Origin of the sequence: Streptomyces anandii JCM 4720, assembly GCF_014650655.1 — a bacterium.
GTDB lineage: Bacteria > Actinomycetota > Actinomycetes > Streptomycetales > Streptomycetaceae > Streptomyces > Streptomyces anandii.
In genome coordinates, this window is the sequence record NZ_BMVJ01000004.1 from 35,749 (window position 1) to 47,080 (window position 11,332).

At 73.7% G+C, this 11,332-nt stretch carries 10 protein-coding genes; 4 read left to right on the forward strand and 6 right to left on the reverse strand.

Features of this window, described 5'->3' with window-relative positions; translation table 11 throughout:
* Window positions 1-190: 190 nt before the first annotated feature.
* Window positions 191-1,594 carry a Si-specific NAD(P)(+) transhydrogenase gene (sthA, locus tag IE249_RS08820; RefSeq protein ID WP_189704222.1) on the forward strand — a complete coding sequence of 468 codons (1,404 nt, stop codon included), beginning with the start codon at window positions 191-193 and terminating at the stop codon, window positions 1,592-1,594.
* Window positions 1,595-1,636: 42 nt separating this feature from the next.
* Here sthA and IE249_RS08825 read toward each other — a convergent pair whose 3' ends face one another.
* From IE249_RS08825 to efeU, 4 genes are all read right to left on the reverse strand, one after another.
* Entirely contained in the window at window positions 1,637-2,125 is a 489-nt protein-coding gene (locus IE249_RS08825) for a DUF5709 domain-containing protein (RefSeq protein WP_189704223.1), read from the reverse strand.
* A gap of 119 nt (window positions 2,126-2,244) precedes the next feature.
* On the reverse strand, window positions 2,245-3,405 hold the full coding sequence (gene nicT, locus IE249_RS08830; protein WP_189704224.1) for a Nickel transporter NicT: 1,161 nt from the start codon (window positions 3,403-3,405) through the stop codon (window positions 2,245-2,247).
* Window positions 3,406-3,561: 156 nt separating this feature from the next.
* Window positions 3,562-4,854, reverse strand: coding sequence for an iron uptake transporter deferrochelatase/peroxidase subunit (efeB, locus tag IE249_RS08835; RefSeq protein ID WP_189704225.1), 1,293 nt, complete (start codon window positions 4,852-4,854; stop codon window positions 3,562-3,564).
* A gap of 136 nt (window positions 4,855-4,990) precedes the next feature.
* Window positions 4,991-7,048: an iron uptake transporter permease EfeU gene (efeU, locus tag IE249_RS08840; RefSeq protein ID WP_189704226.1), complete on the reverse strand. Its 2,058-nt coding sequence runs from the start codon at window positions 7,046-7,048 to the stop codon at window positions 4,991-4,993.
* A gap of 328 nt (window positions 7,049-7,376) precedes the next feature.
* Here efeU and IE249_RS08845 point away from each other — a divergent pair, with 328 nt between their 5' ends.
* The 3 genes from IE249_RS08845 to IE249_RS08855 are packed head-to-tail and all read left to right on the forward strand — an operon-like array spanning window position 7,377 to window position 9,348.
* Entirely contained in the window at window positions 7,377-8,045 is a 669-nt protein-coding gene (locus IE249_RS08845; protein WP_189704227.1) for a DedA family protein, read from the forward strand.
* Window positions 8,042-8,644: a phosphatase PAP2 family protein gene (locus tag IE249_RS08850; RefSeq protein ID WP_189704228.1), complete on the forward strand. Its 603-nt coding sequence runs from the start codon at window positions 8,042-8,044 to the stop codon at window positions 8,642-8,644. The genes IE249_RS08845 and IE249_RS08850 overlap by 4 nt, the downstream gene beginning before the upstream one ends.
* A gap of 5 nt (window positions 8,645-8,649) precedes the next feature.
* A complete protein-coding gene (locus tag IE249_RS08855) occupies window positions 8,650-9,348 on the forward strand; it encodes a phosphatase PAP2 family protein (RefSeq protein ID WP_189704229.1) in 699 nt (232 codons plus the stop codon).
* A gap of 24 nt (window positions 9,349-9,372) precedes the next feature.
* On the opposite strand, the gene IE249_RS08860 is transcribed toward IE249_RS08855, so the two are convergent.
* Window positions 9,373-10,320: a lysylphosphatidylglycerol synthase transmembrane domain-containing protein gene (locus tag IE249_RS08860; RefSeq protein ID WP_189704230.1), complete on the reverse strand. Its 948-nt coding sequence runs from the start codon at window positions 10,318-10,320 to the stop codon at window positions 9,373-9,375.
* Window positions 10,321-10,332: 12 nt separating this feature from the next.
* Window positions 10,333-11,332 (reverse strand): hypothetical protein (locus IE249_RS08865; RefSeq protein ID WP_189704231.1); only part of this gene is annotated, 1,000 nt, incomplete at its 5' end.

The window sequence follows — 11,332 nt, forward strand, 5'->3', positions numbered from 1 at the left end:
GGCCGCGACATCACCCCGCGCAACCTCGAGTGGGCCAGGCGCAAGATCGAGACGGAGGGGCCGGCCGCCCTCGACAAGCTCCTTCCCTAGCGCTGCCCCGGCCCCGGCCGGCGAGCCGGGCATGTGAAGGGGCCGGAGTTCTGCTCCGGTCCCTTCCGCAGGGGGGCTTCGTGCTGCCAGACTCCGGGGCGTGCCCGACTTCGACATGCTCGTCATCGGATCCGGACCGGGCGGCCAGAAGGCCGCCATCGCCGCGGCCAAGCTGGGCCGCCGGGTCGCCGTCGTCGACAGCCCCGACATGGTCGGCGGCGTCTCCATCCACACCGGCACCATCCCCTCCAAGACCCTGCGCGAGGCCGTGCTGTACCTGACCGGTCTCACCCAGCGCGATCTGTACGGGCAGAGCTACCGGCTCAAGGACGACATCACGGTCGCCGACCTGACCGCGCGCACCCGGCACGTGGTCGGCCGCGAGGTGGACGTCATCCGCAGCCAGCTCTCCCGCAACCACGTGTCCCTGTTCGCCGGCACCGGGCACTTCGTCGACGACCACACCGTGGCGCTGCGCGAAGTGACCGGCGACGAGCGGCTGTTGCGGGCCGAGCACATCGTGATCGCGACCGGCACCCGCCCGGCGCGGCCGGACAGCGTGGAGTTCGACGGGCGCACGATCATGGACTCCGACAACGTGCTCGAACTGGAGCGGGTGCCGCGGTCGATGGTCATCGTCGGCGCCGGTGTGATCGGCATGGAGTACGCCTCCATGTTCGCCGCGCTCGGCAGCAGGGTGACCGTGGTGGAGCGGCGGGCGGGCATGCTCGACATGTGCGACGCCGAGATCGTCGAGTCGCTCCGCTACCACCTGCGGGACCTGGCGGTCACCTTCCGGTTCGGGGAGACGGTGGCTGCCGTGGAGCGGCACGCGGGCGGCACGCTGACCGTGCTGGAGAGCGGCAAGAGGATACCGGCGGACGCCGTGATGTACTCGGCCGGGCGGCAGGGGCTGACCGAGGGACTCGGCCTCGGCAAGGCGGGGTTGACCGCCGACGCGCGCGGGCGGATCACCGTGGACGAGCACTACCGCACACAGGTGCCGCACATCTACGCGGTCGGCGACGTCATCGGCTTCCCCGCCCTCGCGGCGACCTCGATGGAGCAGGGCCGGGCGGCGGCGTACCACGCGTGCGGGGAGCCGGTGGGCCGGATGGACGGGCTGCAGCCGATCGGGATCTACACCATCCCCGAGATCAGCTTCGTGGGGCGCACCGAGGACCAGCTGACCGAGGACCGGGTGCCGTTCGAGGTGGGCGTCTCCCGCTACCGTGAGCTGGCCCGCGGGCAGATCGTCGGCGACGCGCACGGCATGCTCAAGCTGCTGGTGTCCCCGCAGGACCGCACGCTGCTGGGGGTGCACTGTTTCGGCAGCGGGGCCACCGAGCTCATCCACATCGGTCAGACGGTGATGGGCTGCGGCGGCACGGTCGACTATCTCGTCGACGCCGTCTTCAACTACCCGACCCTCGCGGAGTCGTACAAGGTCGCCGCCCTGGACGCCACGAACAAACTCCGCCAGATCGACCGGCTCGGCGGCTGACGCGCGCCCGCCGGCCCGGCGGGCCCGTCCGGTGGGCGTACGTCAGGGGCGGGTGTCGTCGTCGGGAAGTGCGCTGTCGTCGTCGATGACGTGCACGGCGGCCTCCTCGGCGCCGGCGGCGCCCGCGTCGATGCCCACGTCCTCGGCGATCTCGTCCTTGGTGGTGTCGGGGTGCGCGCCCTCGTCCGGGGCGACCAGGCGTCCGGCGCGTTCGGTGCCGGCCTCGGGGTCGACCGGCTCGCCCTCGCCGCCGGGCAGGTCCCCGACGCCGTCGCCCTCCGGCTCGCCCACGTCGGGCCGCTCCTGGGCCAGGCGCTGGTCCAGGCTCTCGCCCTCGTGCTGCTCGGAGGCCGTCGTGCCGTACTTGGTGACGCCCAGCGGCTTCTCCGGCGGGGAGTACCCCTCGTCGAGGGTGTCGTCGTACGTCCGCTCCCCCACCGCGTCCTGCATGTCCAGCGGCGCGGCGTCCTCCTGCTCCTCGTTGTTCCCGGTGGGCTGGTAGACGTCGTCGGCCATCGGATCGGTGCTCACGGGTGTCCTCCCTCGCGGCGGAACGGGTGCCGGTGTCGGTGTCATGGCTGCCGACTTCCGCGTTTCCCGCCAGGGCCGTCCCAATCCGGGAGGATCCGCGGCCGGGGCGCCGGGGGGAGCTACTCGGCCGTGGAGTCGGCGGGCGCGGCGAGGCCCGCCGTCCACTTCTCCTCGATGCGGCCGGCCTTCCACACCACCAGGGCGAGGATCCAGGTGGCGAAGAAGAGACCGACGATGACGAAGCCGACGACGTTGAGGTCCAGGCCGGCGATCCAGTGCCAGAAGGCGCCGTGCAGCCCGAGCTGCTGCGCCAGCAGGCCCAGCAGCTCGACGGTGCCGATGAGCAGGGCGACGGCCACGGACAGGCCGGTGACGGTGAGGTTGTAGTAGACCTTGCGGACCGGCTTGGAGAACGCCCAGCCGTAGGCGAAGTTCATGAACGAGCCGTCGATCGTGTCCAGCAGCGACATGCCCGCGGCGAACAGCACGGGCAGGCACAGGATCGCGTACCAGGGCAGTCCGGAGGCCGCGCCGGAGCCCGCGAGCACCAGCAGCGCGATCTCGGTGGCCGTGTCGAAGCCCAGGCCGAACAGCAGGCCGAGGGGGTACATCTGCCACGGCTTGGTGACCGAGTTCATCACGCGGCCGAGCAGGCGGTTCATGAAGCCGCGGTTGTTCAGCTGCTCTTCCAGGGCCGCCTCGTCGAAGTGCCCGGAGCGCATCTGCCGGAACACCTTCCAGATGCCGGCCAGGATGACGAGGTTGATGGCGGCGATGACGTAGAGGAAGGTGCCGGAGACGGTCGTGCCGATCAGGCCGGTGACGTCGTGCAGTTCGGAGTTGTCGTCGCGGACGGGGCCGGTCAGGGCCTTGACGCCGAGGGAGAGCAGCAGGGCGAGCACGAAGACGACGCTGGAGTGGCCGAGGGAGAACCAGAAGCCGGTCGACAGCGGCCGCTTCCCCTCGTTCATGAGCTTGCGGGTGGTGTTGTCGATGGCGGCGATGTGGTCGGCGTCGAAGGCGTGCCGCATGCCGAGGGTGTAGGCGGTGACGCCGATGCCGACGCCGAAGGACTTGGTGCCGATGCTGTAGTGCTCCGGCGCGACGATCCCGGCCAGCGTGAACCAGCCGATGACGTGCAGGGCAAGCACGAAGGCGGCCATTCCGCCGACCCTGACCCACTCCTGCCGCGTCATCGAGCCGCGGACGCGGTGCCAGGCCGTCGCCTTCGGCGCGGCCTGGGCGGGGAGGGTCGGAGCGGGGTCAGGGGCGGCCGTCATCGGGTCGGGTCTTTCCGTCGGGTGCGCGGTCCGGCCGGGAGCGCACCGGCGCGACCCGGCCCCTGGTGCCAGGATGCCGTACTTGCAATCGATGTGCAGTAAAGTGCGCGGCTGGTCTTGACCATGGGTGGGGAAAGTCGCGGGCGGGCCGCGGTTTCAGGCCGAGAGCAGCCCGCGTCCGAGCCAGTCGGCGCGGTCGCGCACCCCGGGCAGGGCGAAGAAGTAGCCACCGCCCGTCGGGGAGATGTAGTCGACCAGGGGTTCGTCGATCAGCCGGGTCTGGGTGGCCTCGAACTGGCGCACCACGTCCTGCTGGTAGCTGCAGAAGACCAGGCCCATGTCGAGGTTGCCGACGTTGTCGACGCCCCGGTCGTAGTTGTAGCCGCGGCGCAGGAGGCGGGAGGAGTCGGTGGCGGCGGTGCGCGGGTTGGCGAGCCTGATGTGGGCGTCCAGCGGGATCGCGGTGCCCTTGGGGTCCTTGGCGTAGTTCGGGACGTCGGTCTCCTCGGCGCCGTCCAGCGGGGCGCCGGTGTCCTTGCGGCGGCCGAACATCTTCTCCTGCTCGGTCAGCGACACCCGGTCCCAGAACTCCACCAGCATCCGGATGATCCGGATGACCTGGTAGGTGCCGCCGTGCGTCCAGGCGGGTTCGCCCTGGCCGTCGCCCACCCAGATCAGCCGGTCGGTCTCGCGGGCGGAGGTCACGTCCGGGTTGGCGATGCCGTCCTTGAAGCCGAGGAGGTTGCGCTGGGCGCCGGTGGGGCGCGGGGCGTTCTGGAAGCCGTCCACGCGCCACTTGATCTGCATGGCGCCGCGGGTGTGCCGGGCGATGTCGCGCAGCGCGTGCAGCACGGTGTCCTGCCGGTTGGCGCAGATCTGCAGCGACAGGTCGCCGTGGCACTCGGCCTGCCGGAGGTTGTCGTTGGGGAACGTCCGCATCGGGGTGAGGCGGCGCGGCTTGGCCTTGGCCAGGCCGTAGCGGTCGTCGAAGAGGGAGGCGCCGACGCCGACGGTGACGGTGAGCGCGTCGGCGGGGACCTCGGGGCCGAGGATGCCGTTGTCGGAGGGCGGGGCCCCGACGCCCAGGTCGGTGGGCGTGCCGCCGGCGGTGAGGAAGCGGGCCCGCTCGGTGATGGTCTTGAGCAGGCCGGCGAGTTCCTCGCGGCTGTCGGCGACGACGTCGAAGGAGACGAAGGTGGCGGCGGCGGGGGCCGGGGTGACGACACCGGCCTGGTGGACGCCGTGGAAGGGCACCTTCGCCGCGTCGCCGGTGTCCGCCGCGCTCGCCTCGGCGGTGCCGGCCTGCCCGAGCGCGAACCCGCCGCCGGCCAGGACGGCGCCCGCGGCTCCGGCGCCCAGGGCCGTCCGCACGAAGGTGCGGCGGCCGTGACCGGCGGGGCAGCCGCCCTGCGGGGCGGACGTTTCGGCGGACGTTTCGGCGGACGGCATGGAGCGTTCCCTTCGGTGCGTACGGTCCCGGAGCGGGCCGGGGGTGTCTCGTGAGCGGGTGGGCGCCGGGGCGCGGGCCCGGGGGGCATGCGGACCCGTGGGCGCCAGGGCGCCAGGGCGTCGGGGCGTCGGGGCGTCAGGCGGACTTCCGGATCTCCAGCAGGTCCGGTACGGGGGCGAGGTCCTCGAGGAGCTGTCCGGTGGCCCCGTCCAGCCGGGCCCGCGTGGTGACGTCGAGCCGGTCCACCGGGGTCCAGGTGTCGCCGTGGTGGGCCGCGTCCAGCAGCTTCTGCAGCCGGGTGACGTCCGCGTCGACGGTGGGCAGCAGCCGCGGGGCGCGGCCGGCCAGCAGCGGCTTCAGTACGGTGAGCAGCTCGCGGGTGCCGGAGAGGTTGGCGTCGGCGGTGGCCAGCTCGGTGCCGCTGCCCTGGTCGGCCTGGCCGGTGAGCTCGAACTGCAGGGTGTTCTCGAGGATCTCGTGGGCGCGCAGCGGCAGGTCGCCCGGGTCGAAGTCCTGGGCCGGGAAGGCGTTGCGCAGACCGGCGGCGTCGGCGGCGAGCTGCTGGGCGGGTGCCTTGAGCTGGTCCGCGTTCTGCCCGTGCCACAGGCCGTACTCGATGCGGTGGAAGCCCGTGAAGTCCTTGTCGGCGACTCCCGCGGCCAGTCCGTCCGGCCTGCCGTTGATCTTCTTGTCGAAGTCCTCGAAGGTGCCGTAGGCGGCGCCGAGGGAGGAGTAGGTGCGGTGCGCGGTCAGCCAGTCGGTGCGTGCCGTGTCCAGGTGGCCGCCCCGGATGTCGTCGTTCAGCCTGCCGGTCTGCGCCACGAGGGTGGCCAGGCCTGCCTCGACGTACTGCTTGTACTGCTTGAGCGGCGTGGCGAGGTCCTGCTCGGAGACCGGGACGACCGCCCTGGCCCCTCCCCCGCCGCTGACCCGGACGGCCCTGGAGGTGACGGCGGTGCCGCCGGTCGGCACGCAGCGCCAGGCGTAGCTGCCGCCGGCGACGGTGGCGACCAGGTCCCGGGTGGTGCCCGGGGCGAGGCCCTCGATCTCGCCGTAGACGGCGCCCGTGCCCGGGTCGATCAGGTAGACCTCGGACGTCTTGGAGCCGGTGTTGTGCATCTGGAAGGTCTGGCGGCCCGGCCTGGGCGCGGTGAAGCCGTCACCGCAGTCCGCCTCGGAGACGGCGACGGTCTGGGCGCCGGCGGGCTTGGGCCGGCCCAGCGCGACGACCAGCCCGGCCACGACGGCCGGCACCGCGACGACGGCGACGGGCACCACCCACGCGGGACGCCGCCGGCGGGCGGAGGGCTCCGGCTTGAGCTCAGGCTTCGGCTCGGGCCTGGGCTTCGGCTCCGGCCCGGGCTTCGGCTCCGCCGGGGCCGTGGCCCGTACGCCCCGTACGAACAGGGTCATCACCACCGCCAGGTAACCGGCGTACCCGACGACCTGGAGCCAGGTCATGGTCGGCGTGAGGTTGAGGACACCCTGGACGAGCGTGCTGTACCAGGAGCCGGCGTCGATGCTGCCGCCGAGGTCGACGGCGTACGCGGCCTTGCCGGGCAGCACCCCGCCCTCCTGGAGGTCGCGCAGCCCGTAGCCGAGCACGCCGGCCGCGATGACGATGAGCACGGCGCCGGTGGCGGTGAAGAACTTCGTGAGATTGATCTTCAGGACCCGCCGGTACAGGCCCCAGCACAGGCCGGCCGCGAGGACCAGGCCGATGCCCGCGCCCGTCAGGGGCCCCGCGGACTCGCCGGCCGCGCGGGCGGTGGTCCACAGGAACAGGGCGGTCTCCAGGCCCTCGCGGCCCACCGCGAGGAAGGAGGTGAGGATCAGCATGCCCGCGCCCATCGCGAGCGCGCCGGTCACCTTCTGCTTGATCTCACCGGAGAGATGGCGCGCCGAGCGGCGCATCCAGAAGACCATGGCGGTGACGAAGGCGACGGCGATCACGCTGAGGGTGCCGCCGAAGGCCTCCTGGGCGGTCGCGGACAGGGACGCGGCGGTGAAGGTGAGCACCGCGCCGAAGCTCAGCGCCACCGCGATCGCCGCGAGGACGCCGGTCCACACCTGCGGCAGCCGGGATTTCGCCCCGGCGCGCACGAGGGTGGCGACCAGGATGGAGACGATGAGTCCGCCTTCGAGCCCTTCTCGCAGCCCGATCAGAAAGCTCGGAAACGCGTCGTCCCACATGCCGTACGGCCCTCCCTGGCACACCGCCCCGGCCACCGTGGGACCGAGTTAGCGAAGGCATGCCTTACTTCGCGACCATCATGACCACCGGCGCCTGGTCGACCGGTCATGAAGTGGCAATGGGAGGGCAAAACTCGGCGCACGCCAGTGCGCACGTGCGCAACGTCCCAGGGTTCGCCGGGGCACACGATTCACCCCTCGGGGTGACAACGGGAACGGTGCGCCGGTCGTTTTCGTCTACAGTGCAGTAGACCGTCTACAGATTTGTAGTCACTCGTCGGGCGTCGCTTGGCGTGCGTCCGGCGACCCGACGAAAGGGCCGGCGACGATGATCGCACCCCCGTACTTGTCGTCGCAGCTCGCCGTCAATGTGCTGGACGCCCAGTCGCTGCTGGCCGCCTTCGGCGTGCTGGGCGTCGGCGTGGTGCTGTTCGCCGAGACCGGCCTGCTCATCGGCTTCTTCCTGCCCGGTGACTCCCTGCTGTTCACCGCGGGCCTGCTGTGCACCGGGACCGCCGACCGCGGGGTGAGGCTCTCGCTGGCGCCGCTGCTGGTGGCCGCCGTGGTGGGCGCGCTCGCCGGTTCGCAGTGCGGTTACGCGCTGGGGCGCAAGGCGGGCGGCGCGCTGCTCGCCCGCAGCCGGTCCCCGCGCCTGCACGAGGGCGCGCGCCGCGCCGAGGAGCTCCTGGAGCGGTACGGCTTCGCGAAGGCCATCGTGCTGGCCCGTTTCGTCCCCGTGGTGCGCACGGTGCTCAACCCGATGGCGGGCGCGCTGGGCGTGCCGGTGCGCACGTTCACCGTGTGGCAGGTAGCCGGCGGCCTGGTGTGGAGCGCCGGCCTCGTCCTGGCCGGGTACGCGCTCGGGTCGTCCGTGCCCAATGTCGACAGGTATCTGCTGCCGCTGATCGCGCTCATCGTGGTCGTGTCGCTGATCCCGCTGGCCGCGGAGGCGCTGCGCTCCCGCCGGGCCGCGAAGGCGAAGGAGGCCCGCGGATGATCCTCGCCCTCTCCGGCTCCTCGATCGGCGGGTCGGTCTACACCGACGTGGTGGACCTGGCCCGCCGCTCCCCCGCGTGGCTGGACGACTCGGTCACGGCGTGGTCGGCGTACGGACTGGCGGTGTTCGCGGTGCTGATGGCGGTGGGCTGGTGGCGGGCGCGCCGGGTGGGTGCCGAGGCGGCGGTGACGGCCCTCGCTGCGCCGATCGTGGTGGTCGTCGCCTACGTGGTGAACGCGCTGGTGAAGCTGCTGGTCCACGAGGTGCGGCCGTGCCGGACCCTGCACGCGGTCACCCTGGAGGCCTGTCCGGCGCGTACCGACTGGTCCTTCCCGAGCAACCACGCGGCGATCGCCGCGGCGGCGGCGGTGGCCCTGTTCTTCGTCTCCCGGCGGCTGGGTGCGATCGCCGCCGTCGCCGCCGCCGCCATGGGCGTCTCCCGCGTCTGGGTGGGCGCGCACTATCCGCACGACGTGCTCGTCGGCATCCTGGTCGGCGGCCTGGTGGCCTTCGCGCTGATGAGGTGGCTCGCCCGCCGGGACGGTGCGCTGGCCCGCCGCCTCACCGCGACCCGGCTGCGCCCGCTGCTGGTGTCATGAGGCGCATGGGTCACAGCACGCATCCCGGTCCCACGCGTCACGTCGAGCCCGCCGAGCTGGCGGGCAGCGCCGGGCTCGGCGCCTGGGCGGCGTTCGCCGTGCTCGCCCTGGTCGTCGGGCGCGGATCCCCTCCGGGGGTGGACGGCGGCCTGCTGGACTGGTCCGTGGGCCACCGCTCGCCGGCGTCGGTGTCGGCGGCCCGCGCGCTGACGGACACCGGAACGGGTGCCGTGCCGTATGTGCTGGTCGCGCTGGCCTGGATGGTCCTCGGCCGCACGCTGCGCCAGCGCACGGCCGCGGCGGCCCTGGGGTGCGCCTGCCTGGCCGCCGGCCAGCTCCTGCGCTACGGCGTGATGGAAGTGATCGCCCGCCCGCGCCCGCCCCGGCAGGACTGGGCGGCGTACGCCTCGGGCTGGTCGTTCCCGTCCGGGCACACCACCACATCGGCGCTGGCCGCGGGCCTGGTGATCTGGGCGACGGTGCTGCGCGCCCCGCGCGGCCGTACGGCCCTGTGTGCCGTGGCCGGCTGCTGGGGCGTGGCGGTGGGTCTGACCCGGGTGTATCTCGGGGTGCACTGGTTCACGGATGTGGCCGGCGGCTGGCTGTTCGCGGTGGGCTGGCTCGGGGTGTGCGTGGGTGCGGCGGCGTGGTGGCTGCCCGGGCGCGGGGCGGTCCGGGGGACCGACGGTCCGCCGTCTTTGTGACGCGGGCGCGTTCGCGGCCGGGGGTCAGACGGCCCTGCGGCGGATGAGTACGCCGAGGACGAGCAGGCCGGGCAGCAGTGGCAGCCAGACCGTCAGGAGCCGGTAGCCGAGGACCGCGGAGGCGGCCGTCGCGGCCGGACTTCCGCTGGTGGTGAGGGCGAAGGCGAGGGCCGCGTCGAGCGAGCCGAGCCCGCCGGGGGTGGGCAGCAGGGCCGCGGCGCTGCTCGCGGCCAGGTAGAGCAGCGCCACCCTGGCCGGTGACAGGGGCAGCTCCACCGCCTGGGTGACCGCGATGAGGACGAGGGAGTGCGCCGCGGCGAAGGCGAGCGAGCCGCCCCACAGGGCGGCGGCCCGGTTCGGCCGGGCGTGCACGGCGCGGATGTCGGCCGCCACCGTGGCGAGGGCGCGCGCGCACCGGGACCGCAGCGGCCCGGCCACCACCAGTGCGAGCACCCCGGCGGCGGCGAGGACGGCGGCCAGGGCCGCGACGGACACCCGCGGCACGCGCAGCAGGCCGGGGCAGAGCCCGGCGAGCACGGCGATCAGGAAGGCGCGGGCGGTGACGCCCGCCGTGGCCTTGACGGCGAGCGCGCTCGCCGAACGTCCGGCGGGCAGTCCGCAGCGCATCAGGAAGCGCAGGTTGACCGCCCCGGCGCCGAGGCCGGCGGGCAGCACGTGGTTGGCGGCGGACGCGGCGAACTGGGCGGCCACCAGCCGGGCGCCCGGCAGCGGCTCGGCCACCGCGCCCTGCTGGGCCAGTGCCGAGCACGCCCAGGTGGCGACGGCGGCGGTGGCGCCCAGCAGCAGCCATCCCTGGTCGGCCACGGCGAGCCGGTCGGCGCCGGTCTCGAGCACCGGCCAGTGGCGGTGGGCCGCGTAGGCGGCGCAGACGAGCAGCGCGAGCATGGCCCCGGTGTGCCACCACACGCGCCGGCGCGGCGCGGTCGTGACGGTGGGCAGCGTGGTGGTCATGCGGGGGTGTCCTTACTGCGCGCTCGGCGCGACGTACAGGCGCAGGTCGCCCAGACGGTGGGAGGGCCAGGTGCGGGCGTAGTCCGGCGGGGCGCCGCCGGCGGTGGTGAGGGCGGCGACCGGGATGCGCTGCGCGGTCCGCACGATCTCCTCCCGGGTGCTGTTGGCGTTGTTGCCGGAGGTCGCGGCGGAGCCGCAGCCGGTGTAGAAGGCGATGGGGATGGCGGTCTCGCCGGTGAGCAGGCAGGGCGGGCGCACGCCGAGGCGGTGGAGTTCGGCGGCCGTGCGGTCCCAGGCGACGCGGTCGGCGGTGGTGCGGTCCACGGTGTGGGCGAGGACGGCGTACTGCGCGCCCAGGTGTACGGCGAGGCCCAGCGCCACCAGGCTCAGGGCGAACGGGCGCCAGTTGCCGCCGGGCTTCCTGACGAGGTGGGCGAGCGCGTCGGCGACGGGGATGGCGAGCAGCGCGTAGGCGGGCAGCAGGAAGCGGGGCGCTGCGTACCCGATGAGGAACAGGTAGGGAAAGGCGGCCGTGGCGGCGCAGGCCAGCGCCAGGAGGGTGGGCCGGCCGCGGCGGGCGCGCACGGCGAGGACGAGACCGAACGCGGCGAGCAGCGGCAGTACGAACCACCAGGCGGTGACGACGGGGTTGGGCAGCGCGCCGGTGCACGGGCGGCACAGGGCGCGGCCGCCGAGGCTGCGCAGCTGGTCGACGACGGCGAAGTGCCAGCCCAGGCCGCCCTGTATCGCCGAGCCCTCGGAGAGCCGCTGGAACAGGCCCCCGTAGGAGGTGTAGGCCTCGATCACCCACTCGGCCGCCCCGGCGGCCAGCCCGGCGAGCAGCGCGGCGAGCGCCTGCCAGGCGCGGTGGTACAGGGCGAGGGCCAGCAGCGGGAGCGCCACCCAGGCCGCGTCCACCGGCCGCATCCACGCCATGAGGGCGGCGCCCGCGACCAGGCCCCACAGCGCGGCGCGGTCGCGGCCCCACAGCGCGGCGCGGTCGCCGCCGTCG

Bases quoted from the DNA above. Each gene is read 5' to 3' on its own strand.
- nicT (WP_189704224.1), bottom strand. From the start codon at position 3,405: ATGACGGCCGCCCCTGACCCCGCTCCGACCCTCCCCGCCCAGGCCGCG.
- efeB (WP_189704225.1), bottom strand. From the start codon at position 4,854: ATGCCGTCCGCCGAAACGTCCGCCGAAACGTCCGCCCCGCAGGGCGGC.
- efeU (WP_189704226.1), bottom strand. From the start codon at position 7,048: ATGTGGGACGACGCGTTTCCGAGCTTTCTGATCGGGCTGCGAGAAGGG.
- IE249_RS08845 (WP_189704227.1), top strand. From the start codon at position 7,377: ATGATCGCACCCCCGTACTTGTCGTCGCAGCTCGCCGTCAATGTGCTG.
- IE249_RS08850 (WP_189704228.1), top strand. From the start codon at position 8,042: ATGATCCTCGCCCTCTCCGGCTCCTCGATCGGCGGGTCGGTCTACACC.
- IE249_RS08855 (WP_189704229.1), top strand. From the start codon at position 8,650: ATGGGTCACAGCACGCATCCCGGTCCCACGCGTCACGTCGAGCCCGCC.
- IE249_RS08860 (WP_189704230.1), bottom strand. From the start codon at position 10,320: ATGACCACCACGCTGCCCACCGTCACGACCGCGCCGCGCCGGCGCGTG.